The sequence below is a fragment of the Dongia sp. genome, assembly GCF_041906375.1.
Classification (GTDB): domain Bacteria; phylum Pseudomonadota; class Alphaproteobacteria; order Dongiales; family Dongiaceae; genus Dongia.
This window is the reverse complement of the sequence record NZ_JAYRJJ010000004.1, coordinates 74,048-96,018: the sequence shown is the minus strand read 5'-3', so window position 1 is coordinate 96,018 and position 21,971 is coordinate 74,048. Positions and strand designations below refer to the sequence as shown.

The 21,971-nt window shown below is 61.1% G+C and carries 23 protein-coding genes; 16 read left to right on the top strand and 7 right to left on the bottom strand.

The window, feature by feature from the left end; translation table 11 throughout:
* Genes nthA through ACE3OA_RS14320 form a run of 4 tightly spaced genes read left to right on the top strand, consistent with a single transcriptional unit; the run spans position 1 to position 2,169 of the window.
* Entirely contained in the window at positions 1–639 is a 639-nt protein-coding gene (gene nthA / locus ACE3OA_RS14335) for a nitrile hydratase subunit alpha (protein WP_374311826.1), read from the top strand.
* A 3-nt stretch (positions 640–642) separates the two neighbouring features.
* Entirely contained in the window at positions 643–1,299 is a 657-nt protein-coding gene (gene nthB, locus ACE3OA_RS14330; protein WP_374311824.1) for a nitrile hydratase subunit beta, read from the top strand.
* A complete protein-coding gene (locus tag ACE3OA_RS14325; protein ID WP_374311822.1) occupies positions 1,286–1,657 on the top strand; it encodes a nitrile hydratase accessory protein in 372 nt (123 codons plus the stop codon). Before nthB ends, ACE3OA_RS14325 begins: the two co-directional genes overlap by 14 nt.
* 50 nt (positions 1,658–1,707) lie before the next feature.
* Entirely contained in the window at positions 1,708–2,169 is a 462-nt protein-coding gene (locus ACE3OA_RS14320) for a tetratricopeptide repeat protein (protein ID WP_374311820.1), read from the top strand.
* A 12-nt stretch (positions 2,170–2,181) separates the two neighbouring features.
* On the opposite strand, the gene ACE3OA_RS14315 is transcribed toward ACE3OA_RS14320, so the two are convergent.
* Both ACE3OA_RS14315 and ACE3OA_RS14310 read right to left on the bottom strand, forming a co-directional pair.
* Positions 2,182–2,634, bottom strand: a complete 453-nt coding sequence (locus ACE3OA_RS14315; protein ID WP_374311818.1) for a YaiI/YqxD family protein — start codon at positions 2,632–2,634, stop codon at positions 2,182–2,184.
* Positions 2,631–4,658, bottom strand: coding sequence for an FAD-dependent oxidoreductase (locus ACE3OA_RS14310; RefSeq protein ID WP_374311816.1), 2,028 nt, complete (start codon positions 4,656–4,658; stop codon positions 2,631–2,633). Before ACE3OA_RS14310 ends, ACE3OA_RS14315 begins: the two co-directional genes overlap by 4 nt.
* Positions 4,659–4,989: 331 nt before the next feature.
* Between ACE3OA_RS14310 and ACE3OA_RS14305 the strand changes: the two genes are divergently transcribed.
* Entirely contained in the window at positions 4,990–7,122 is a 2,133-nt protein-coding gene (locus tag ACE3OA_RS14305; RefSeq protein WP_374311814.1) for a DEAD/DEAH box helicase, read from the top strand.
* Between the two features lie 247 nt (positions 7,123–7,369).
* Positions 7,370–9,463, top strand: coding sequence for a methyl-accepting chemotaxis protein (locus ACE3OA_RS14300; RefSeq protein ID WP_374311812.1), 2,094 nt, complete (start codon positions 7,370–7,372; stop codon positions 9,461–9,463).
* 9 nt (positions 9,464–9,472) lie between these two features.
* On the opposite strand, the gene ACE3OA_RS14295 is transcribed toward ACE3OA_RS14300, so the two are convergent.
* Positions 9,473–9,922, bottom strand: a complete 450-nt coding sequence (locus ACE3OA_RS14295; RefSeq protein WP_374311810.1) for a hypothetical protein — start codon at positions 9,920–9,922, stop codon at positions 9,473–9,475.
* A 27-nt stretch (positions 9,923–9,949) separates the two neighbouring features.
* Entirely contained in the window at positions 9,950–10,435 is a 486-nt protein-coding gene (locus tag ACE3OA_RS14290) for a PAS domain-containing protein (RefSeq protein ID WP_374311808.1), read from the bottom strand.
* 237 nt (positions 10,436–10,672) lie between these two features.
* Here ACE3OA_RS14290 and ACE3OA_RS14285 point away from each other — a divergent pair, with 237 nt between their 5' ends.
* The 5 genes from ACE3OA_RS14285 (at position 10,673) to ACE3OA_RS14265 (ending at position 14,609) form a co-directional block, all read left to right on the top strand.
* Positions 10,673–10,930: a hypothetical protein gene (locus ACE3OA_RS14285; RefSeq protein WP_374311806.1), complete on the top strand. Its 258-nt coding sequence runs from the start codon at positions 10,673–10,675 to the stop codon at positions 10,928–10,930.
* Positions 10,931–10,976: 46 nt separating this feature from the next.
* Positions 10,977–11,852, top strand: coding sequence for a metalloregulator ArsR/SmtB family transcription factor (locus tag ACE3OA_RS14280; RefSeq protein ID WP_374311804.1), 876 nt, complete (start codon positions 10,977–10,979; stop codon positions 11,850–11,852).
* Between the two features lie 6 nt (positions 11,853–11,858).
* Positions 11,859–12,905 (top strand): ArsJ-associated glyceraldehyde-3-phosphate dehydrogenase, encoded by a 1,047-nt coding sequence (locus tag ACE3OA_RS14275; protein WP_374311802.1) that lies wholly within the window; start codon positions 11,859–11,861, stop codon positions 12,903–12,905.
* Positions 12,906–12,910: 5 nt separating this feature from the next.
* On the top strand, positions 12,911–14,227 hold the full coding sequence (arsJ, locus tag ACE3OA_RS14270) for an organoarsenical effux MFS transporter ArsJ (protein WP_374311800.1): 1,317 nt from the start codon (positions 12,911–12,913) through the stop codon (positions 14,225–14,227).
* 136 nt (positions 14,228–14,363) lie between these two features.
* Positions 14,364–14,609 (top strand): GDCCVxC domain-containing (seleno)protein, encoded by a 246-nt coding sequence (locus ACE3OA_RS14265; RefSeq protein ID WP_374311799.1) that lies wholly within the window; start codon positions 14,364–14,366, stop codon positions 14,607–14,609.
* On the opposite strand, the gene arsB is transcribed toward ACE3OA_RS14265, so the two are convergent.
* Genes arsB through ACE3OA_RS14250 form a run of 3 tightly spaced genes read right to left on the bottom strand, consistent with a single transcriptional unit; the run spans position 14,606 to position 16,907 of the window.
* Positions 14,606–15,667 carry an ACR3 family arsenite efflux transporter gene (gene arsB / locus ACE3OA_RS14260; protein ID WP_374311797.1) on the bottom strand — a complete coding sequence of 354 codons (1,062 nt, stop codon included), beginning with the start codon at positions 15,665–15,667 and terminating at the stop codon, positions 14,606–14,608. The two genes, ACE3OA_RS14265 and arsB, sit on opposite strands and share 4 nt — an antisense overlap.
* Before the next feature lie 45 nt (positions 15,668–15,712).
* Positions 15,713–16,510, bottom strand: coding sequence for a sulfite exporter TauE/SafE family protein (locus tag ACE3OA_RS14255; RefSeq protein ID WP_374311795.1), 798 nt, complete (start codon positions 16,508–16,510; stop codon positions 15,713–15,715).
* 58 nt (positions 16,511–16,568) lie between these two features.
* A complete protein-coding gene (locus ACE3OA_RS14250) occupies positions 16,569–16,907 on the bottom strand; it encodes an ArsR/SmtB family transcription factor (RefSeq protein WP_374311793.1) in 339 nt (112 codons plus the stop codon).
* Between the two features lie 119 nt (positions 16,908–17,026).
* Here ACE3OA_RS14250 and ACE3OA_RS14245 point away from each other — a divergent pair, with 119 nt between their 5' ends.
* The 5 genes from ACE3OA_RS14245 (at position 17,027) to ACE3OA_RS14225 (ending at position 21,962) form a co-directional block, all read left to right on the top strand.
* The gene (locus tag ACE3OA_RS14245; protein ID WP_374311791.1) at positions 17,027–17,623 is read left to right on the top strand and encodes a nitroreductase; all 597 of its coding nucleotides are present in this window, start codon (positions 17,027–17,029) and stop codon (positions 17,621–17,623) included.
* A 7-nt stretch (positions 17,624–17,630) separates the two neighbouring features.
* A complete protein-coding gene (locus tag ACE3OA_RS14240) occupies positions 17,631–18,515 on the top strand; it encodes a PhnD/SsuA/transferrin family substrate-binding protein (RefSeq protein ID WP_374311789.1) in 885 nt (294 codons plus the stop codon).
* Positions 18,515–19,990, top strand: coding sequence for a sensor histidine kinase (locus ACE3OA_RS14235; RefSeq protein WP_374311787.1), 1,476 nt, complete (start codon positions 18,515–18,517; stop codon positions 19,988–19,990). The genes ACE3OA_RS14240 and ACE3OA_RS14235 overlap by 1 nt, the downstream gene beginning before the upstream one ends.
* On the top strand, positions 19,959–21,272 hold the full coding sequence (locus ACE3OA_RS14230) for a sigma-54-dependent transcriptional regulator (RefSeq protein WP_374311785.1): 1,314 nt from the start codon (positions 19,959–19,961) through the stop codon (positions 21,270–21,272). The genes ACE3OA_RS14235 and ACE3OA_RS14230 overlap by 32 nt, the downstream gene beginning before the upstream one ends.
* A gap of 165 nt (positions 21,273–21,437) precedes the next feature.
* A complete protein-coding gene (locus ACE3OA_RS14225) occupies positions 21,438–21,962 on the top strand; it encodes an arsenate reductase (azurin) small subunit (RefSeq protein ID WP_374311783.1) in 525 nt (174 codons plus the stop codon).
* The last annotated feature ends 9 nt before the right edge of the window (positions 21,963–21,971 follow it).

The window sequence follows — 21,971 nt, the reverse complement described above, 5'->3', positions numbered from 1 at the left end:
ATGACCAGCTACGATTCGAAGAAGATCAGCGACATTCACCAGCATCTCCATAGCGAGCTGCCGAGCGATCCGGCCTTGCGCGTCAAGGCCCTGGAAAGCCTGCTGGTGGAAAAGGGCATGGTCGACAGCGGCGCCATCGACGCCTGGATCGACCTCTATGCCGAGGAGATCGGCCCCAAGCGTGGCGCGCGCGTCGTGGCAAAGTCCTGGGTCGATCCCGCTTTCAGGGCGCGGCTGCTGGCCGACGGCACGGCGGCCATTTCCGAGTTCGGCTATCAGGGCCATGCCACCGGCCATCTGGTGGCGGTCGAGAACACGCCAAAGATCCATAACCTCGTCGTCTGCACGCTCTGCTCCTGCTATCCGTTCTCGCTGCTCGGCATGTCGCCCGGCTGGTACAAGTCGCAGGAATACCGCGCCCGCGCTGTGCGCGACCCGCGCGGCGTCCTCAAGGAATTCGGCGTGGCGCTCGGCGATGATGTCGAGATCCGCGTCTGGGACAGCACGGCGGAACTGCGCTATCTCGTCGTCCCCGAACGGCCCGCCGGCACCGACGGCATGAACGAGGACGCGCTGGCCACCCTCGTTACCAGGAATTCCATGATCGGCACCGACCGCAACCTCAAGGCAGGAGCCTGAGCCATGCCGCGCGTGCACGATATGGGTGGGCTTCCGAACCAGGGTCCCATCGTCATGGATGCCGACGAACAGCCTTTCCATGCGACATGGGAAGCGCGCATGTGGGGCATCAATGAAGCGATGGAAGGGCCGGATGGCTGGTCGCTCGATTGGTGGCGCTATGTGCGCGAACTCATCCAGCCGGACGACTATCTCCAGCGGCCCTATTTCGATCAGTGGATGCAGGTCTATGCGGCGATGATGGTCGATTCCGGCATCGCCAGCGTCACCGAGATCGCCAGCGGCCACGCCACCAGTCCGAAGCCCGATTTGCGCAAGCCCATGACGGCCGCCGACGTCGCCAAAATCTCGGCCATCACGCGCGATTTCCGCCGTCCGGCCGCGCAGCCGCCGGTGTTCAAGGCCGGCGACAAGGTGCGCGCCAAGATCCTCACCGGCAACGCGCATACGCGGCTCCCCGCCTATCTCATGGGCAAGTCCGGCACCATCCACGCGCATCGCGGCAACCACCTGCTGCCGGATTCCGGCGCCAGGGGCGGCCATGACGCACAGCATCTCTACACCGTCTCCTTTGCCGCCGCCGATCTGTGGCCGGAAGGGCAGGGCAAGAACGACCGCATCTTCGCCGATCTGTGGGAGAGCTATCTTGAGCGCGCCTAAAGCCTGCATCGAACCGCCGGCCCCCTTGCGCTCGCGTGACGGCGACCCGCTCTTCGCCGAGCCCTGGCAGGCGCAGGCGGTGGCGCTTGCCTCGGCGTTGGTCGAACAGGGCCGTTTCACCGCGACACGCTGGTCCGAAGCCCTCGGCGCCGAGCTGCGCCGCGCTGCGGCAGCAGGTGCGCCGGACGACACGGCCACCTATTATCAATGCGTACTCACCACACTGGAAGCACTCTCCGCCGAGCACACGCTGACAGACCCCGCCGAACTGGCGCAACGCAAGGCGCAATGGATCCACGCCTATGAGCACACGCCGCACGGCCAGCCGGTCAAACTCACTGTTGCGGCCGGTGAATGAGACCCTCAATAGTCTACTGCTTGGCGGCGATGATACTTGCCAGTTCGGAGATGGCTCTGGCGCAAGAAGAGAAATTTGCTTGGACCCAGTGCGATGGGATGGGAACCGCGGCTTGCTCTCGGTTGATGGACTCACTAGATGTGCCAAACACCGAAAGAGAGGTAACTCACAAAGCGAGGGCCTCTTTGTTGCTCATGGGTGGCGACACTTTAGGAGCGATCGATGAGTATCGAGCATCTGTGTCAATCAATCCCGGCGACGGGATAACCTACAAGAATCTCGCCTATCTGGAGGGGCTGGCTGGAAAGTGGCAAGAAGCTGTCGTCGATATCCAAGCTTCTATTGGGTTAATGCCGGGCGATGCGGATTTGCGGCCGATGCTCGCCATAGCTCTTGCAAAGAGTGATCAATGCGTGGCTGCCACAAATGAGCTCCGACAACTAGAGTCGAATGCTCCAGTGTCGCCAAGAATCAACGAATCAAAGTCGATCGTCGCTGATCTCTGTTCTTAATATATGCACGCCTTAAATACCCTTCTTCGTCTTTTGCACCGCCAGCTCCAGCGCATTCAAAAACCGTGACCGGTCCGCGGCAGTGAAGCTCGGCCCGCCGCCTTTGATCTCACCCATATCGCGCAGTTGGCTTGAAAGCTCGCGCATGGCCAGCGCCGTGCCGATGCTGTTTTCGGTGAAGGGCTTCCCCGTCATCCCCAGCACCTGCGCGCCGGCCTTGAGGCAGCGATCGGCCAGCTGAATATCCGCCGTCACCACGATATCGCCGGGCCGGATGCGCTCGACGATCCAGTCATCGGCGGCGTCGAACTTGTCGCTCACCACCACATTGCGCATGAGCGGATTGCCGCTCGGGCGGAAGCCGCTATTGCTGACGATATGCGTCACGATCCCGTGCCGCTCGGCGACGCGCTGGATTTCCGCCTTCACCGGGCAGGCATCGGCATCGACATAGATCTCGCTCACCGCGCCACCTCGACTAGGACGCGGTCGCGCTTGACGCTTTCCACGCCCAGCAATTCCCGCGCCGCGCGGTGCCCGTCATGCACCGCCGTGGCGATGAAGGCCGGCGCCTTGCAATCGCCGATCCGCTGCACGGAAAAGCCGGTCTCCTCCGAGAGATCGCGCCAGAGCTGGTCGTCGGGTTCCCGCGACGTCACCGGCACGAAGCCGCCGCAAGGAATTTCCCGCGCGCTGCCGGTGAAGACGCATTTCAACAAGGCGCTGCCCGGCCGCAAGGCGGCCACCGTCTGGCTGACGATGATCTTGACGCCGGAATCAATGAGGCGCGCCTGCACGAGATGCTGCTCGTTGGTATAGAAGGACCAGGCCGACACCAGCCCGGCCGTGGCCACATAAGTGACGTCGCGACCTTCCTTGGCCAGCAGTTCGGCCAGCGCGCTTGCCATCATATAGCCTTCGTCGTCGAAGATGACGATCGGCCCCTCCGGGCGCTTGCCGGCCATGATCTCGTTGGCGCTCAAGGTGCGCGGGTCGGCAAAGCTTTCGACCGGTGCCAGATGCGTGCGCCCCAGCCCGTTCTTGCGCCAATGGCTGCCGGTGGCGACCAGCACATGGGCGGCACCAATCGCCCGCACATCCTCGGCGCTCATGTGGCTTTCCAGATAGACGCTGACATTGTCGAGCTTGCCGATCTGGTGCGCGCGGTAATCGCGCACACGAATCCATTCCCGAAGGCCCGGCAGTTTCGCTTCCGTGATGACGCGGCCGCCCAGTTCACGCGCAGCTTCCGTCAGCATCACCTCATGTCCCTGGCGGCCCAAGGTCAATGCCGCCTCGAGCCCCGCCGGCCCGGCGCCCACCACCAGTACCTTCGCGGTCTTTGCGGCCTTGGTCACGATTTCCGGATGCCAGTCCCGGCGCCATTCCTCACCCATGGTCGGGTTCTGCGTGCATCGCAGCGGCACGCCCTGGATGTCGCTCGCATAGCAGATGTTGCAGCCGATGCATTCGCGGATGTCGTCGCTGCGCCCTTCGGCGATCTTCCTGGGCAAAAACGGGTCGGCAATCGATGGCCTTGCCGAACCGATGAGGTCGAGCGTGCCGGACTTCACCAGCGCCAGCATCGCTTCCGGCGACGTGTAGCGGCCGACGCTCACGACCGGCTTTCCCACCCATTGCCGCACGTCCTTGAGGAACGGCTCCAGCGAGCCTTGCCCATGAAAGCGCGAGACCCCCATCTCCTGACCGTAATCGCTGATGGTGACGTCGAAGAGATCGGGGAGATCGCGGATCATCTCGAAGAGGGCGCGTTTCTCGCCAGTAGGATCTGATCCTGGCGAAACCTCGTCATCGAGCTCGATGCGCACGGCCACCGCGCATCTGTCGCCGATCGCCTCCTTGGTCTCCTCCAGCAATTCGCGCAAGATGCGCGCCCGGTTCTCCAGCGACCCGCCATAGCCGTCGTCGCGCCGGTTGATGTCCCGGTTGAGGAACTGGGCGATGAGATAGCCGTGCGAGGCATAGACATAGACGATGTCGAACCCGGCCTCGCGCGCGCGAAGGGCCGCCGCCTTGTGCGCGCGGCGATAGTCGCGGATGTCGGCCAGATCCATGCGCCGGCTCTGGACCGGTGCCTTGCCGGCCATCTGGCTCACCGGCCCCATCGGCGTCGCCCGGCTCAAGAGGTTCGATGAGCGGAAGCCGCCATGCCACAATTCAACGCCCGCCAGCGATCCGTGCTTGTGCACGCCTTCCGTCATCCGGGCCATGTTGCGCACATCGCCCTGGTCCCAGAGTGTCGCGTAAGGCGAGGGCAGGTCGTCGGCCGATGCGTCGATCGAGCAATATTCGGTGCACACCACGCCCCAGCCGCCCTCGGCCTTCATCGCACGCATGGCCGCCAGGGTTTCCGGCATCGCAAAGCCCATGCCAGTGCAATGCGGCACCTGGTAGAAGCGGTTGGGCGCCGTCACCGGGCCGATCTTGAGCGGCGCGAAGAGCGGGTCGAAGCGGGGATCACGCGGCATGGCTGGTCCTGATTCTGGCGTCGGCTGACGACACTCTGCCCGGAATCCGGTCTGTGCGACAAGGCTATGACCCTCGTTCGCAACGGTTTTTCCCGATATGCGCAATTGTGCCGCGCCCTTTGCGCCAATGAAGCATGGTGTTTTGCGGCCGTCTCCTGTATCAAGCGCGCTTAACCGATAGGCGCGCCGCCACGGGCCAGACATCCAGCAAATCGATCCAGACGCCGATTTAGGGGCAAGGGATCGTCGGATGGGCCGGAAAAGAGGTGCCCCGTCACCTTTTTTCCAGATGACCTTCAGAAGGTCGTCTCATTTCCCAGATCGGACAGACATGCCTTTCCCCAAGACGAATCCCGCGCTCGAACGAGCCTTGGCCGCGCGCGCCTATAACGAACCGACTGCCGTGCAATCCGCGGTCCTGGCCGACGAAGCCGCTGGCCGCGACCTGCTCGTCTCCGCCCAGACCGGCTCCGGCAAGACCGTCGCTTTCGGCCTCGCCATGGCGGCGACCCTGCTCGGCGATGCTGAGCGCTTCGAGCGTGCAGCCGAACCCCTGGCCCTCATCATTGCGCCGACGCGCGAGCTTGCCGTTCAGGTGCATACCGAACTTTCCTGGCTCTATGCCGATGCCGGCGCCCGCGTCGTCTCCTGTGTCGGCGGCATGGATGCCCGCGCCGAGCAGCGCCTGCTCAGCCAGGGCTGCCATATCGTCGTCGGCACCCCGGGACGCCTGCGCGACCATCTCGAACGTGGCCGCCTCGACATCTCTGCCTTGAAGGCCGTCGTCCTCGACGAAGCCGACGAGATGCTGGACCTCGGCTTCCGCGAGGATCTCGAATTCATTCTCGACGCGACGCCGAAATCGCGCCGTACCTTGCTGTTCTCGGCCACCATTGCCCGCGAAATCGCCAATCTCGCGCGCGACTACCAGCAGGATGCCCTGCGCATCGACACCCAGGTGCGCAACCAGGCCCATGGCGACATCGAATACCGCGCTGTCCGCGTTGCGCCGACCGACACGGACCATGCCATCGTCAATCTGCTGCGCTTCTATGAAGCGCGCGCGGCGCTCATTTTCTGCCACACGCGCGAAGCGGTCCGGCATCTCCATGCCAGCCTGTCCGAGCGCGGCTTTTCGACCGTGGCCCTCTCGGGCGAGCTCAGCCAGTCGGAACGGACCCATGCGCTGCAGGCCTTGCGCGACGGCCGCGCCCGCGTCTGTGTCGCCACCGACGTCGCCGCGCGCGGTCTCGATCTCCCGGATCTCAGCCTCGTGATCCATGCCGATCTGCCGCGTGAGAAGGCCACCTTGCTGCACCGTTCGGGCCGCACCGGCCGCGCCGGCCGCAAGGGCATCTGCGCGCTCATCGTGCCGTTCCCGCGCCGCCGTCATCTCGAACGCCTGCTGGCCGACGCCAGCATCAAGGCGATCTGGCAGGACCCGCCCAAGGCCGAGGAAATCCGTGCCCGCGACCAGGAGCGCATGCTGGAAGACCCGGCCATCAAGGAACCGGCGACGCCCGAGGATCTGGTCCTCGCGCAAGCCCTGCTAGCCAGTTATCAGGAGCAGGGTCGTCCGGCAGAGGAAATCGCCGCCGCCCTCATCCGCTTCTACCGGTCGCGCCTGCCGGCGCCCGAGGATATGTTCGACAGCGGCCCGGCGGATCTGCGCCAGGAGCGCTACGAAGAGCGTGGCGAGCGCAAGCGCCGCGACGATGGCGCCCGTAGTGACCGAGGGGGCAGTGACCGAAGCGAGGGCGGCCCCGTCTCCTGGTTCCGCCTTGATGTGGGCCGCGAGAACAATGCCGACCCGAAATGGCTCATTCCGCTCATCTGCCGCCGCGGCCACATCACCAAGCGCGAGATCGGCTTCATCAAGATCTTCGACCGCGAAACCAAGTTCGAAATCGCCGCCGATGTCGCCCAGCGCTTCATGGACGCGGTGGAGAAGTCCGGCGACCAGGAAGTGAAGATCCAGCCGACGACGCCGTTCGAAAAGGATCGCGGTCGCTCGAACGCCGATCGCCTTACCCGTGAGTCTCCCTCTGGAGACGAGGGCGCCTCGGCGCGTCCCCCGCGCAAATACGAGGGCGACAAGCCGCGCCCCTTTGTTGCCAAGCGCAGCGAAGGTTTCGCGCGTCCGAGCGACGACAGGAAACCGTTCCGGCGTGACGAGCGTTCTTCCGAGCGGCCGGCCTTCGAAGGCCGCCGCTCCAACAACCCGAAATTCGCCCACGCCACGCTGGACGAGCGCTCGGGCGACCGGCCCAAATACGACCGCCCCAAATTCGACAAGCCGAAATTCGGCAAATCCAAGTTCGACAAGCCGAAGTTTGATGGCCCGAAATCTGACAGGTCAAAATCCGACAGGCCAAATTCCGATAGGCCCAAGTTCGACAAACCCAAATTCGAGGGCAGCGGCAAGCCGAAGAAGCAGCACCGCAAGGGTCAAAGCCGGGCCTGATCATCGGCCTCGGCATCGGTTGATCTCGCATCGAAACGGCACGCCGGCGCAAGCCGGCGTGCCGTTTCCCTGTGATGCGTGCGCCAGACGCCGCCGCTTACAGCAAGGGTTGCTGGCAATTTAGGAAAATCGAATCTTAGTCGCTCTCGAGAATCATGCCGGGCGTGTTTGTTGCGCCGCGATAACCGATTCTTAACATGCGCCTGCGATGTCTTGGCCAAGGAAACCTGAGTCCAGGAGAGGCAAGATGCTCGATCGTCTGTCGGTAAACGCAGTTCTGAAATCCGTCGTCATCATTCTGGCAGGCATCGTGACGCTCATGCTGGCGGTCGGTGCCTGGCAATCCTGGCAACGTGTCGACGCTTCTGCGCGCATTTCCAAGGCGGCGGAAGCCGCAACCTTCGCCTTCCAGGCGATGCATAATCTGCGCACCGACCGCTCGACCACGCTGCGCGGTCTCGATACCGACGCGCCGATCAACGACAAGGCCCTCGCGGCTCTCGACAAGTATCGTGGGGCGGAAGTGCCGGCGCTTAGCTCGGCGCTGCAATTGCTGCCCGACCTCGACTATCCGGACAAGGGCAAGCTGCTGCCCCAGCTGCAATCGCTGGCCGCGACACTCGAGAAGCTGCACCCGGAATCGCGCGACGCCGCGCAGAAGCCGAAAGCGGAACGCCCGGCTGATCTTTCGGCGCAGTTCAAGAAGGTCGCGACCGATCTCATCAACAATCTGGACGCCACCTCGCAGAGTCTGACGGCTTCGGTCAAGCATGAGGACGCCTTCATCGACCAGATGCTGGCCATGCGCCAGCTCGCCTGGATGGTGCGCAATCTGGGCGGCGACGCGTCGCTGCTCGTTTCGAATGCGATGGGCGCCGGCAAGACGACACCCGAGCTGCTCGCCAAATACCACAATTCCGTCGCCGGCTCGGAGGCTGCCTGGGGTGCCCTCGAAAGTCAGGCCTATGGCGTTGTGCTGCCTCAAATACTCACCGATGCGATCGCCGCAGCCAAGCAAGACTATTTTGACGCTGCCTATATCGCTACCCGAGACGGGTTGATGGACGCGCTTACCAACGGCCAGGCGCCGTCCATGGATATCGACCAATGGACGGAACTCACCGTCGGGCGCCTCTCGGCGCTGCTCAAGGTGGCCGAAGGTGCGCTCGAAGGCGCCAAGCAGCATGCGGAGCAGGCATATACCGATGCCGTGCAGAGCCTCGTCGTCAAACTCACCCTGCTCGCCGCCGCCATCCTTCTGGCAATCGGTGCCAGCGTCCTCATCGGTCGCCGCGTCGTGCGCCCCTTGCACATCATCCGCGACGCGATGCTGCAGGTGGCTTCCGGTGACCTGACCGGCGAGGCGGCGTTCCCCGGTCGCCAGGATGAAATCGGCGCGCTGGCCGGTGCGCTCGGTACCTTCAAGCAGAACGCCGTCGACAAGGCGCGCTTCGAACAGGAGCAGAAGCAGCAGCATGAGCAGGAGCGGCTGCGCCAGCAGACGATCGAAGCCAATATCCTGCGCTTCGAAACCGACGTCAAAACCGCCCTTGATGCGCTGGGCCAGGCCTCGCGGCAGATGCTCGATACATCGAACGGCATGTCGCAGGCGGCCGAGCGCAGCAACCAGCAGGTTCGTATCGTCGCCAATGCCTCGTCCGAGGCTTCCTCGAATGTGGAAACGGTGGCGGCGGCGTCCGAAGAACTGAGCGCTTCGATCAACGAAATCAGCCGCCAGGTGTCGACCGCCGCGGAAATCGCCGGTCGCGCCGTTGCCGAAACGCGCGAAACCGATCGCACCGTGCAGAGCCTTGTCGAGATCGCCGGCAAGATTGGCGAAGTCGTCGGCCTCATCAACGACATCGCTGGCCAGACCAACCTGCTCGCACTCAACGCGACCATCGAAGCAGCGCGCGCGGGTGAAGCGGGCAAGGGCTTTGCCGTGGTAGCCTCGGAAGTGAAGTCGCTCGCCAACCAGACGGCCAAGGCGACTGAGGATATCTCGGCGCAGATCACAGCGGTGCAGAACGTGACCGGTGAAGCGGTCGGCGCCATCAAGCGCATCGGCGGCACGATCGCCGAAGTGAACTCGATTGCTTCGGCTATCGCCTCGTCGGTGACCGAACAGGGCGCCGCCACGCAGGAGATCACACGCAACACCCAGCAGGCGGCGGCGCGCACGCGCGACGTCTCCGAAAATATCGCCGGTGTGACGAACGAGGCCGATGCCACCGGCGCAGCTGCCGACGGGGTCAAGGCGGCTGCCGAAAGCCTCGGCCAGCAGGCCGAAAAGCTGCGCGGTCAGGTCGACGCCTTCCTGGCGCAGATTCGCGCTGCCTAGAGGCGCTGATCAGCTCACAGTGCTGAGCAAAGGTTTGAAGTCGAGCGCGGCGCGGTCCGGGGCAACCCAGACCCGCCGCGCTTCGACCGACATCAGCCGTTCCTTGCTCCAGAATTTGAGCGGCAGGTCGCGGGCTCCCAAGGGGCTCGCCATGAAGCCGGCCACGATTTCGCTCAGAGCTCGGCCCGCCGGAACCTGTGCCAGATAGGCTTTGACGGCGGCGATGTAGAAGCGCGTGATGGTCTCGTGATAGCCATCCGCATCGGTGTTCGCCGTGCCGGAAACTTCGTTATAGCGCCAGATGATGCCGGGCAGTTCGACCGCCACATCGATGTCGCGCCTCTCCCGCAGCAGATAGATACAGGCCGCGCAATGCGCGGCATGGGTCCAAGCCGCCTTGGGCAGGCTGCGCGCCAGCACGGCCTCGCCGAGCGCGATGATTTCCTGGTCGGAATACATGGTGATCCTATGACATGATGGCGTTGTTCAGCCGGTCGGCTGCGGCAGCTCCCAGGGCATGATGTCGATGCGCTCGGGAAAGGCGGTGTATTCCTCGATGGCCAGGCATTGGCGGATGATGCCGTTCACCTTCAGCGGAAACAGGCCGAAGCGCACGTCCATTTCGATGCCGGCCTGGTTGGGCCACGGATAGCTGTCGATCACCGCCTCGCCCGTGCGCCAGGCGCGGCGGTAACATTCGATGATATGCCGGATGGGTGCCCGCGGTTCCACGGCCAGGAACTCGTCGAGATAATGCCCGACGATGCTGACGCCCAGCCATTCATCCACCGCCGTTCCGGTCAGCCGGTAACGCACGCGAAACGGCTCGTCCTCGAACTCGGCGATGTAGAGATAAGGCAGCAGGGCTTTGAGGCGCCGCGGGTCGAGCAGGTCCCGTTCCGGGGCAGCGCCCCCGCCCAGCGCCATCCAGACCGCTTGCAACGCCGCCACGCTATTGGACGGTTGCCCCATCAAGCCTCTCCAAGCCCGGCGCGGCATGCGCCCTTATCCGGATATATGTAAGGGGCTTTAACCGCCGACGCAACCAATCCACCCGCTGTGCAATGCTGGGGCGGTTGTGGTCCTAACTATTTGAAAAGATTGGCGCACCCGATACGATTCGAACGTACGACCTTTGCCTTCGGAGGGCAAGGCGTCGCACTGGTAACATTCATAAATCCAGTATTTTCAATCATTTAAGATCGCTACGTGTCGCTGCTTGTCGCACTTTGTCGGACGGCAATGTGCCAAATCTGTGCCAAGGTTTGTGCCACGAAGAGCGCCAATAAATCCAGTAAAAATGGGCATTTCTGCGACACCATACGACAAGCTGAGATTCATGGCGATAGCCCATGGCACAATCCGGCACAATTCATACCCGTCCCGAACACGGCTCTGGCGTTGTTGCTGTCGATGGCTGCTGACGGCAGCAAAAGGGAGCGCATCGAGGGTTACAGCCTGATGTAACCGTAGTTTCATACACACGCTCTTTCATTTCAATTATACCGGAAATATGGAAAACGACAGCATCGCCAGTGGCTTTACGGCGCTCGGACAAACAACGCGTCTTGATCTGCTGCAGACGCTCCTGGCTGCAGGCGCGACGGGTTTGGCTGCGGGTGAGATTGCCGATCAACTCGGCATTGCCCCGTCAACCCTCTCCTTTCATCTCCGCGCTCTGGAACAAGCGGAACTGATCGTTGTCCAGCGGCATGGTCGCAGCCTGGTCTACGCCGCTCATATGGCGCGGCTTCGCGATCTGCTCGCCTTTCTCGCCAAGGCGTGCTGTGGGTTCGACCAGGGCCGCAATCTGGAACTCAGCCGATTTCTCGACTCTCTGACCTCGGAGGCTACTGCCATGCAACCCGATCCTTTCAATGTCCTCTTTCTATGCACGCGCAACTCCGCCCGCTCGATCATGGCGGAGGCGATCCTTCAGAAAATCGGCGGGTCACGGTTCCGTGCCTATTCGGCGGGATCGGAGCCAGCCACAGAAGGGCCGATGCCAGAAGTTCTGGCGCAGCTCAAGGCGCTGGGCCATGACGTTTCCGGGCTCCGCTCCAAATCATGGGATGAGTTCGTCAAACCGGATGCCCCGCAAATCGACTTTGTGATCGCGCTCTGCGATATCGTCGCTGGTCAGGTTTGCCCGGATTTTGGTGTCAGTGTTGTAACGGGGGCATGGCCCTTACCTGATCCGTCGAAGTTCACGGGCAGCGCCATCGAACGCACGACACTCATCAACGAAATCTATGCCGGACTTCGCCGACGCCTGGAGATCTTCATCAATCTGCCGCTGAACTCGCTAAACAGGATGTCCTTGAAGTCGAGGCTCGACGATCTGGCCGATCCTCATGTTCTCTCGCAAAGCGCCGCTGGGACAAGGTGATATCTGATGCGCGTTGGTATCAGCGGCATGGGCCGGATCGGGCGCCTAGCGTTTCGTGCGGCTCTCGGGGCCGCAGAACGGCCGGAAGACGATCCCCGCAAAGGCAATGGCCTTGAGATCGTCCATGTGAACGAGATCAAGGGAGGTGCAGCGGCCACCGCTCACCTCTTGGAATTCGATAGCGTTCAGGGGCGTTGGCGTGGGGCCGATATCTCCACAGATGGGCACAAGGCCATTCGCATCGGTAGCCGCCAAGTCGGGTTCTCGTCCGAGGGCGAGCCGGGCGCTATTCCATGGGGTGATCTCGGGGTCGATCTGGTTCTGGAATGCACAGGCAAGTTCCTGACACCTGCGGTCTTGCAAGGACATCTGGATCGTGGCGCCAAGCGGGTCGTCGTAGCAGCTCCGGTCAAGGTCGAAGGCGTTCTAAACGTAGTCGTCGGCGTCAATGACCATCTGTATGACCCGGCGAAGTACCCAATCGTCACGGCCGCTTCCTGCACCACCAACTGCCTCGCACCCGTGGTGAAGGTGGTCCATGAGGCGATCGGCATTCGGCATGGGCAGATCACGACCATTCACGATCCAACCAATACCAATGTCGTGACCGATGCGCCGCACAAGGACCTCCGGCGCGCCAGAAGCGCCATGCTGTCCTTGCAGCCGACGACAACGGGAAGTGCGACGGCCATTGCCCTCATCTATCCTGATTTGAAGGGAAAGCTAAACGGCCATGCTGTGCGGGCGCCCGTGCTGAATGCCAGCCTCACGGACTGCGTCTTCGAGCTCAATCGGGAAACGACCGCAGACGAAATCAATGGTCTCTTCAAGGCTGCTGCATCGGGGCCACTTGCTGGCATTCTCGGTTACGAAGATCGACCCTTGGTTTCGGTCGACTACGCGCACGATACCCGCAGCAGCATCATTGATGGCCTTTCGACGCTCGTGACCGATGGCACCATGCTCAAGGTATACGCCTGGTACGACAATGAGATGGGTTATGCCTGCCGCATGGTCGACTTGGCCTGCATTCTTGAGAAAGCGGGACTCTAAACAGCATGACGGCGTCATTGTCGGCACCAAGCGCCTCTGCCGCTACGCGCAATTACGCGATTGTCACACTGGCCTATTGGGGTTTCACGCTCACGGATGGCGCGCTTCGGATGCTGGTGCTGTTGCACTTCTTTCGCCTCGGCTATTCGCCTCTGACATTGGCATTTCTGTTCCTGCTCTATGAGGCGGCGGGCATCCTTGCCAACTTGATTGGCGGCTGGCTGGCTACTCATTTTGGCATCCCTCGGATGCTGATGGTTGGATTGGCGACTCAGATAGCGGGCTTTTTGATGATGTCGGCGCTGATGCCCGACTGGAGCGCGCTCGCCTCCGTGGCGTGGGTGGTCGCGGCCCAAGGCATCTGCGGTGTTGCAAAGGATCTGACCAAGACGGCCAGTAAGTCCGCTATTAAGCTCACAGCAGGAGACGCCGCGGGGAAGCTCTTCCGATGGGTGGCATGGTTCACCGGAAGCAAGAACGCGATGAAGGGCTTCGGCTTCTTCCTTGGCGGCGTCCTGCTCGAATTTCTTGGATTTCGTGGAGCACTTTGGGCGATGGCGGCGGCATTGGCCGTCGTGCTGCTGGGTGTCCTTCTGTCATTGCCACCAAAGCTCGGCAAAACGCAGGCTTCCCGTTCAGCCCGCGAGTTCTTCTCCAAGGGCCGCGGCGTCAATCTGCTGGCAGCGGCACGTGTCTTCCTGTTCGGCGCGCGCGATGTCTGGTTTGTCGTTGGGTTGCCAGTCTTCCTTTACTCCACAGGCTGGACCTTCACGATGGTCGGCACTTTCCTTGCCCTGTGGACCATTGGCTATGGCGTGGTGCAGGCGGGCGCGCCAGCTATTGTTCGACGCGGTGATGGCAGTCATCATACAGGCATCTCAGCCGCCAGATGGTGGTCACTTATCCTGGCGGCTATCCCGACGTTGATGGTCATTTGGCTGGTTCTGGGCCGCAATGAGGCCGCACTGATCGCGGCCTGGCCGGAGCCGCTTGGATCTTCGGCGTCCTGGCTCTTGCTGCATCCAGACGGTCCCGTCGTGCTTGGTCTTGTGCTCTTCGGAATCGCCTTTGCCGTGAATTCGTCGATTCATTCCTATCTTGTCCTTGCCTATGCGGGATCGGAGAAGGCCGCCGAGGATGTCGGGTTCTACTACGCCGCAAACGCAGCAGGCCGCTTTTTGGGGACGCTGCTTTCGGGATTGCTGTACGGCTGGGGCGGCCTAGAGGCCTGCCTCGCGGGTTCAGCCGCGATGCTGGCAGCCTGCTGGCTCTTCACACTGGCACTGCCACCGATTGGCACCAGAAGCCTATCCCTGCGTTGAGGCGCTCAGTAATCGCGATCCAAACGGCGCAAGAAATAGTTGGTGCGTGAAATGGTGGCGTGGCTCACTCAGGATGAGAGTTGGCACCCGCACCTTGGCGCTGGATCTTCCACGTAGAAATTCGCGCACGGATATCATGCAGCCCGAACTTCATTCTGAGATTACCTGTCCTCAGTGCGGCCACCGCAAGGTGGAGACCATGCCCACGAACGCCTGTCAGTTCTTCTACGAATGCGAAGGTTGCCACGCTCTCTTGAAGCCGCAGCCGGGCCATTGCTGCGTGTTCTGCTCCTATGGTTCGATCCCATGTCCTCCCATCCAGCTTGAACGTCAGGGCCAGGGCGATGGCTGTTGCCGAGCTGACTCCTCAACAAAGGCTTAGTGCTTCGGCGGAGAAGACAGGCCATTTCGCCTGACGGCTCCGCCAGATTCGTACCAGCTCTTGCTGGAATTCACGATCTTGACGACCGACAGCATGACTGGGACTTCGATCAGCACACCGACGACCGTTGCCAATGCCGCGCCGGAATGAAAGCCAAAGAGGCTAATGGCAGCGGCCACGGCCAGCTCAAAGAAGTTGCTCGCCCCGATCAGGGCAGACGGCCCCGCGACGCAGTGAGCCTCTCCGGTCCAGCGATTGAGCAAATATGCAAGGCCCGCATTGAAGTACACCTGGATCAAAATCGGGACCGCCAGCAACGCGATGATGATCGGCTGGGCGATAATCTGTTCCCCCTGAAAACCAAACAGCAGCACCAATGTCGTCAGAAGCGCGACGAGCGAGAGTGGCTGCAGGGCGTGAATGGCGCGACCAAATGCTTCTTCTCCGGCGGCGCGAAGGATGCGGCGCGCGACTTGTGCCACGACGACCGGGACAACGATGTAGAGGCCCACCGACAGAAGAAGGGTATCCCAGGGGACGGTGATCGCGGACAGGCCCAGGAGGAGGCCAACGATCGGCGCAAAGGCGATCACCATGATCACATCGTTGAGTGCCACCTGGCTCAAGGTGAAATGTGGCTCGCCGTCCGATAGATTGCTCCAAACGAACACCATCGCTGTGCAAGGAGCCGCCGCCAGGAGAATAAGACCCGCGACATAGCTGTCGATCTGCTCGCCTGGAAGGTAGGGTCGGAACAACCACCCAATGAACACCCACCCCAGTAGCGCCATCGAAAACGGCTTAATGGCCCAATTGATGAAGAGGGTGACGCCGATACCCCGCCAATGTTCTTTGACCCGACCCAACGCGGCGAAATCGATCTTCATCAGCATTGGAATGATCATGAGCCAGATGAGCACCGCCACGGGTAGATTGACCTTGGCGATTTCTGCCGCGCCTATTGCCTGGAACACGGCCGGAAAGATGTGGCCGAGAGCAATGCCGACCGCGATGCACAGGGCGACCCAGAGGGTCAGGTAGCGTTCGAAAAGGTTCACTTTGGAGCGTCTCCGGCTTTGAGCAGTGGTGGTGAGCTTTGGAAGCTATCTGTGCCGCCACATTTTGATGGCGGATATGATGAGGATGGCGACCAGGCCCGGTATGATGAAGCTGCTCGGTATGACCTTCAGAAGAAGCGCGCCGACAAACGTCCCTACAATTGACCCGATGGCCATGACGATCAGGAACGACCAGTTCCGGCTAATCACCGAGAAACTCGCATCTTTGCTATAGCGCGTAAAACCGACAATCATGGTCGGCAGGCTGATGACCAGTGAAAGGCTGCCAGCCAGTTTGATATCGAGTCCGTAAAGAAGAACCAGGGTGGGGATCAGTAGTTCGCCTCCAGCGACGCCAAGCAACGAGGCGATCGCGCCGATGGCAAATCCCGCCGTCACGCCGATCACCATTTGTGGCACGCCAGCAGACACAGCATGACCTTGACCGGAGGCTTCATGGCTAAAGGCGAGGACGAGTGCGATGACGAGCAATAGGATGGAGATGATGCGGTAGAGCTGCCCCGACTTTAGCCTCGTTGCCCAACTTGCGCCTACCCATGCCCCCAATAGGCTTCCAGCCAAAAGATTGACGATCACCTCCCATTGGGCGGCGACAGCGGCAAAAGGGATTGTCCACATGCGAAACGGCAGCGCGCTGGCAACAACGACCAGGCTAGTGGCCTTGTTGAGAATGACGGCTTCCAGCGCAGCGAAGCGGAAGAAAGCGATAAGGACAGGCAGGCGGAATTCGGCGCCGCCCAAGCCAACCAAACCCCCGAGGGTGCCAATTATAGCGCCGCTGCCGAACGCAGCTATGCCTCTTTTCTGCTTTAGGGAGTTCAAACGCGTTCTCCCTCCAGATCGATCTCACTGTTTCTGTGCAACGGCACCCCGTATCTGATTACGGGCAGCATGACGGCAACACGGCTTGCAGGAGCTTGTTGCACTCGGTTGCCTTGCCTTTGCAGCAATCTCTGACCAGGAATTCCAGCAGGCCTTTGACGCCATCCAGGTCAGCCGAATAGAAAATGGTGCGTCCCTGCCGCTCGGACCGTGTGAGTCCGGCCCGCGTCAAAATCGCCAAATGGGACGACATGGTGCTCGGCGGAACATCGAATTTGAGGGCGATGTCACCCGCCGAGACCTGATCCGGCAGTCGTTGGACCAATAGCCGGAACACGCCCAGGCGAGTTTCCTGCGCCAAAGCGGACAGCGCTGATATTGCTTGCGTAGCTTTCATATTTCCATAATCATAGAAATGAAGATCGCTTGTCAAGGCGACGACTGTAACAGTTTCGAGACGGCATGCTGCGCTGTGCGGGACTGGCTGGGAGGAGAATCGCTGTGCCGAACTCGTGCATGGAAGCGCTGCTTGCACGCCATTCAGTCGCCGTAAAGCGGCTCGGGGCGCCAGGCCCATCTGCTGCCGAACTGCTGTCGATCTATGAGGCCGCCACCACGGCGCCCGATCACGGTGCCTTGCGCCCGTGGCGGTTGATTGAGATCGGGAATGAGGCACGCCCCCAATTGGCGCAGCTCTTCATCGACGGGAAGCGACGCAGCCAGTCCGAGCTCTCTGCTGCCGAGATCGAGCGGGAGCGCGAGAAGGCGGTGCGACCTCCCGTGCTGTTGGCTTTCGTCGCGCGTCCGATAGCTAATCACCCGACGGTTCCGGCCGTCGAGCAACTGGCATCGGCGGGTGCCGCCATGCAGCTTGTCCTCGTGGCCGCACATTTCCTCGGGTATGGCGCGATTATCTTGAGCGGCGCACGCTGTGCCGACCGAAATGTGATGGCGAGCTTGCAAATCGGCGAGGATGAGATTTTCCTCGGATTCATCAGTATCGGTTCCATCGTCGATGAACCGCGTTTCGGCAAGCGGCCTGAGATTCATCAGGTCGTATCGAAGATGGAGCGGCTGAAGATCGAGTTGCGCGAAGAGGCCACGGTAGTCTGACCTTGCGATGATCGAAGGGATCACGCCGATGAAGAGACGAACACTGGTCAAAGCGATTGCAGGAATGGGCTTGGCTCAAGCGTTGCCATTTTCCGTGCCTGCCACAGCACAAGAACCCTTTAGTTTCGGCCTGACGCCTGTCTTCCTCGACTCAGATATCGAGCTGCTAAATGAGTTGGAGGCATATCTATCGGAAGCTATGAGTCGCCCGGTCTCCCTGGTGAAGCGACGAACCTATCAGGAGATAACGGCACTGCTCCTGTCAGGAGAGTTGGATGCTGCGTGGATCTGCGGCTTCCCCTTCGTTCAGCATGTTGACAGATTGGCTCTTGTTGCCGTCCCCCTGTATCGGAAACAACCACTCTATGAGTCGTACATCATTGTGCCTGCCAACCGCGGGATCACGCGCTGGGAGGACTTGCGGGGCGACATCCATGCGTTCTCCGATCCGGACAGCAATTCAGGATATCTCGTGACAGCGGCTCTTTTGGCACAAAGCGAACTCACGCCCGGTACATTCTTCTCCAAGACCTTCTTTACCTATGGGCATCGCAATGTCATTCGCGCGGTTGCCTCTGGTCTGGCTCAAAGTGGGAGTGTCGACGGCTATGTCTGGGATGTCATGAGTGCCAGAGAGCCGGAACTAGTTTCCCAGACCAAGGTTCTGCGAAGGTCTGAAGAGCTAGGTTTTCCACCCATCGCCTGCCTGCGTACCAATCTGGATACAGAGGAGATTGAGAAGCTCGCCGATGCACTCGTGTCGATCTCCAAGAATGAGACCGGACGGAATGTTCTCAGCATGCTTCAGCTCGATGGCTTCGCTGTGGAGCCGGAAACGACCTATGCGGGAATTGCGGCCAAATATGAGCTTGTCCAGCGTAAGGGCGGCTGATGCGGCGCCTCTACAGGATATTCGACAACCTACCCCTGGCGATAAAAGTGCCAGTGTCTGTTGCCGTCCTGACCGTCGTAGTTGCCGTGGTCATCTCTCAGGTCGTTCTGTCGCGGTTGGCGGACGAGCAGGAAGCTTCGCTGCGGAGCCTTGCTACCGCCTTTATGGACGGGGTGTCGACCGCGGTGACGCCCGGCCTGCTGCGACAGGATGTGTGGGAGACTTTCGATAGCCTCGATCGGGCTCGTCGCCAGTATGGCTCCGTCAAAACCCTCTTCGTTGTGGTCCTGCTGCCAAACGACCAGGTCCTGGCCGCGTCTGAACCCGAGCAGTTTCCGGTATCGTCTGTGCTTCCACAGCACCTCGCTCCTTTGGTGAAGATCGCGCGATCACTGACGCTCGATGAAGATAAGGGGAGAGCTTGGGCCGTTCGGCCGATAGATCAGGAGAATTTCAGAATCGGCACCGTGCTTGCCGAGCTCGATATCAGCGAAATCCTCGCTGTTCGAAATGAGGTCCTATGGACATTGATCCTGGTCAATACTGGTCTGGCCGCGATCTTCAGCTTGGCCGGATATATCCTGGTGCGCCGAATGGTGTCACCTCTCTCCGTCATTCAGCAACATCTGACAGCAGCGACAACAGGGCATCCTGAGCTGATTTCGGAGCGTGAATTTGCGCGCGCACCCGCCGAGTACGAGGAACTTTATCATCGCTTTAACGCCATGATCCGAGGGCAGGCTGAACGTGAAGCGTTAGCCGCCGAGCTGGCCAATCAAGAAAAAATGGCGATGTTGGGGCGGTTGGCCTCAGGGATGGCTCATGAGGTGAATAACCCCCTCGGTGGTCTCATGAATGCAGTGGATACCCTTGATGTCCATGGTGACAAGGAGAGTGTCCGACGGCGCACGATCGACCTCCTGAAAAGGGGCTTGGCGGGTATCCAAAATGTCGTCCGCGCGGCGCTGGTGACCTACAAGGCACCCGCGGGCTTAGGTCTTACCAAGGTCGACCTGGATGATCTCCCTTTCCTTATCCAGCACGAGATCGGTGCCAAACAGATCAATCTGGAATGGCGTAACGAGATCGAGGCCGTCATTCCGGTTGACGCCTCCGCGGTTCGGCAAATTGCCCTTAACCTTCTGCTCAATGCGTGTGCCGCGTCCCCTCAGAGCAGCACCATTAAGTTTTACGCCGTGGCTGCCCAGGACCAGTTCACGCTCATCGTTGAGGATGAAGGCCCTGGATTGCCGGAGGCAGCTCACCAGGCCGTCACAATTGGCGCCTCTGGTGCCAATGCCCCAGACGGTAGGGGACTTGGCCTCTGGACGGTTGGCAGGCTTGCTGCCAGACTTGACGCAAAAATGACCCTGCAATCGGGCCCCAGCCAAGGCGCCGTCATAGAACTGACGGTGCCGCTAGGTGAAGAGCGGGAGGAAACACATGTCGCCACGCGCGCGCATCGGGTTGGTTGAAGACGACCCGATAATGGGTGAGTCGATCGCCCATCGACTTGATCTTGAAGGCTACGCAGTCACTTGGTGGAAAACGGGCCAGACGGCGGTTTCTGGGGCACGGGCTGATACGCCAGACCTCGTCGTCTGCGATATTCGACTGCCGGATATGAGCGGTGAAGCGTTATTCAGCAGACTCATTCCCGAGAAGCCAGGCCTTCCATTCATCTTCATTACGGGCTTTGCCCAAGTTGATCAGGCCGTCCGCTTGATGCGAGCGGGCGCCGCCGATTATGTGGCCAAGCCCTTCGCGATGACGGACTTTCTCGACAAGGTCTCCTCGCTCCTGCAAGGCCGTATGGAGACCGAACAAGTGCTCGGTCAGTCATCTGCCATGGCGCAAGTTGAACAGACGTTACGCCGCGTCGCTGACATTGAATCGACCGTTCTGTTGTCGGGCGAAAGTGGTGTCGGCAAGGAAGTGGCCGCTCGCTTCCTGCATGCTGAGTCGGAGCGGGCAGAAGGCCCGTTTGTGGCGGTAAACTGTGCTGCAATCCCTGCAGATTTGCTGGAAAGCGAGCTGTTTGGGCATGAGCGCGGCGCCTTCACGGGTGCCGCTACACGGCATCTCGGCTATGTGGAACGGGCCGGAAGCGGTGTGCTCTTCCTGGACGAAATCGGGGAAATGCCGATGGGCCTTCAGGCGAAGTTACTTAGGTTGATCGAGACGCGCCGCTTTCAAAGGCTGGGTGGCGAGAGCGAGCTTCAGTGCCACGCCCGCATCGTATGTGCGACGAACATTGATCTGGATAGCGCCGTTCGCCATGGGCGTTTTCGCGCTGATTTATTGTTCCGCATTCGCGTCATCGACATTCTGATCCCGCCTCTCAGGGAACGGCCGGAAGATGTGCGCGCCCTCCTGGATCTGTTTCGGGCGCAGTTCTCTGCGGCATTCGGGCGCCATGTTGCGGGCTTTCACCAGGAAGCCATCGAGATGGCGCTCGTTCATGCTTGGCCGGGGAATGTCCGCGAGTTGAAGAACCGGGTCGAGCGTGCCGTCGCCCTAGCCGACGGTACTTGGATTGGAAAAGGGCAGTTGTTCCCGGACCTGACGCCACCTTCGATCAGCCCTGCCGATTTCGCCACCCTTGCATCGATGCGGGAACGGGTAGAGCGGCAACACATTCGGTCGGCCCTCGAACGAACCGAAGGGCGTGTCGATGAAGCAGCGCGACTGCTCGATGTTTCGCGGTCGACACTATTCGACAAGATGAAACGCTTGAGGGTTGAACATACCCGGTAATCCGGAAAATCGGACCCATCCAGGTGCCTGAGTCCGGATTTCCGGACTATGCTGCAATGCCGTCATCTAATTCGCAGCAAATTGACACACAATCTCGCGTCGCAACATGGCACGGTGCGCGCTCTTCCCAGGGCAATAACAAGATCAACTCTGGGGAGGCTTTCAATGACAAATCGTTGCAATAAGCTCGTCGACATCGGTCGGCGGCAGTTCCTTCGTGGTGGCAGTATCGCCGCGGCGGCAAGCGTTGTCACTGTGGTGGCTGGGGCTCCGGCGAAGGCGAACTCGCCGCTCGCGCGCGTAGATTATCCGAGCAATCGTTTGGGTAACATCAAGGATCTCAAGCCGAACGAGCCGCTCGACGTGTCCTATCCCGACGAGAATGCGCCGGGCGTGCTGTTGAAGCTCAGCAAGCCAGTGCCGGGCGGCGCGGGACCGGATGGCGACATAGTGGGCTTCACCACAATCTGCCCGCACAAGGGCTTCCTGCTTTCCTACAGTGCCTCGGACAACACTTTCAACTGCCCTGGCCACTATTCACGCTTTGATGCCGAGGCGGGCGGGCTGCAGGTGTGGGGACAGGCTACGCAGAACCTCCCGCAGTACACGCTTCGAGTGGACGACAAGGGCGACATCTATGCCGAAGGCGTGGACGAACTGCTCTACGGCCGCCTCAGCAACGTGCTTTAAGGGAGAACG

What these genes read in the sequence shown, in the direction of transcription:
- nthA (WP_374311826.1), top strand. Translation starts at nt 1, where the DNA reads ATGACCAGCTACGATTCGAAGAAGATCAGCGACATTCACCAGCATCTC.
- nthB (WP_374311824.1), top strand. Translation starts at nt 643, where the DNA reads ATGCCGCGCGTGCACGATATGGGTGGGCTTCCGAACCAGGGTCCCATC.
- ACE3OA_RS14320 (WP_374311820.1), top strand. Translation starts at nt 1,708, where the DNA reads ATGGCTCTGGCGCAAGAAGAGAAATTTGCTTGGACCCAGTGCGATGGG.
- ACE3OA_RS14310 (WP_374311816.1), bottom strand. Translation starts at nt 4,658, where the DNA reads ATGCCGCGTGATCCCCGCTTCGACCCGCTCTTCGCGCCGCTCAAGATC.
- ACE3OA_RS14305 (WP_374311814.1), top strand. Translation starts at nt 4,990, where the DNA reads ATGCCTTTCCCCAAGACGAATCCCGCGCTCGAACGAGCCTTGGCCGCG.
- ACE3OA_RS14300 (WP_374311812.1), top strand. Translation starts at nt 7,370, where the DNA reads ATGCTCGATCGTCTGTCGGTAAACGCAGTTCTGAAATCCGTCGTCATC.
- ACE3OA_RS14295 (WP_374311810.1), bottom strand. Translation starts at nt 9,922, where the DNA reads ATGTATTCCGACCAGGAAATCATCGCGCTCGGCGAGGCCGTGCTGGCG.
- ACE3OA_RS14290 (WP_374311808.1), bottom strand. Translation starts at nt 10,435, where the DNA reads ATGGGGCAACCGTCCAATAGCGTGGCGGCGTTGCAAGCGGTCTGGATG.
- ACE3OA_RS14280 (WP_374311804.1), top strand. Translation starts at nt 10,977, where the DNA reads ATGGAAAACGACAGCATCGCCAGTGGCTTTACGGCGCTCGGACAAACA.
- ACE3OA_RS14275 (WP_374311802.1), top strand. Translation starts at nt 11,859, where the DNA reads ATGCGCGTTGGTATCAGCGGCATGGGCCGGATCGGGCGCCTAGCGTTT.
- arsJ (WP_374311800.1), top strand. Translation starts at nt 12,911, where the DNA reads ATGACGGCGTCATTGTCGGCACCAAGCGCCTCTGCCGCTACGCGCAAT.
- ACE3OA_RS14265 (WP_374311799.1), top strand. Translation starts at nt 14,364, where the DNA reads ATGCAGCCCGAACTTCATTCTGAGATTACCTGTCCTCAGTGCGGCCAC.
- ACE3OA_RS14250 (WP_374311793.1), bottom strand. Translation starts at nt 16,907, where the DNA reads ATGAAAGCTACGCAAGCAATATCAGCGCTGTCCGCTTTGGCGCAGGAA.
- ACE3OA_RS14245 (WP_374311791.1), top strand. Translation starts at nt 17,027, where the DNA reads ATGGAAGCGCTGCTTGCACGCCATTCAGTCGCCGTAAAGCGGCTCGGG.
- ACE3OA_RS14240 (WP_374311789.1), top strand. Translation starts at nt 17,631, where the DNA reads ATGATCGAAGGGATCACGCCGATGAAGAGACGAACACTGGTCAAAGCG.
- ACE3OA_RS14235 (WP_374311787.1), top strand. Translation starts at nt 18,515, where the DNA reads ATGCGGCGCCTCTACAGGATATTCGACAACCTACCCCTGGCGATAAAA.
- ACE3OA_RS14230 (WP_374311785.1), top strand. Translation starts at nt 19,959, where the DNA reads ATGTCGCCACGCGCGCGCATCGGGTTGGTTGAAGACGACCCGATAATG.
- ACE3OA_RS14225 (WP_374311783.1), top strand. Translation starts at nt 21,438, where the DNA reads ATGACAAATCGTTGCAATAAGCTCGTCGACATCGGTCGGCGGCAGTTC.